Consider the following 557-nt stretch of genomic DNA (forward strand, 5'->3'; position numbering starts at 1 on the left):
CTGACAATACGTTGCAGACGTGCTTTCCAGCTCTTACCGCTATCTAGCACGTTTGCAGTGCCAAGGGTGCTGGCTTTACGTTTATTACCTTCTTCTTTTAATGAGGTCCACATCGACATCATGTAAAGAACTAAAATAAGCGAGAACGGCAAACCGGCAATCACAGAAACGGACTGTAATGATGCAAAGCCACCTGCGAACAGTAAGCCTAGGGTAATCAAACCCGTTGCCGCCGCCCAAAACAAACGCAGCCATACAGGCGCGTCAGTATCATTGGTCATGCCTCTCGAGCTTAGGTTCGCGAGTACCAAAGCGCCGGAGTCAGCTGAAGTCACAAAGAATATAAGACCAATAACCACGCCAGCAAATGATAAAATATCACTGTAAGGAAAGTACTCAAACAAGGCAAACATGCCCATCGCTGCATCATTGACTGCAATTTCGCCAAGCTCAGTTGCACCATTGGCGACTAGGTCTATGGCTGAATTACCAAAGATAGAGAACCATGCAAAGATGAAACCTAGCGGGATAAACATCACGCCAAATACAAACTCGCG

1 protein-coding gene is annotated in these 557 nt (G+C 46.7%); it reads right to left on the bottom strand.

Features of this window, described 5'->3' with window-relative positions; genetic code table 11:
* On the bottom strand, positions 1 to 557 hold a 557-nt coding region (locus ACS8FD_RS23485), incomplete at both ends, for a BCCT family transporter (RefSeq protein WP_439277624.1).

The sequence above is a fragment of the Psychrobacter sp. 1U2 genome (assembly GCF_051847575.1).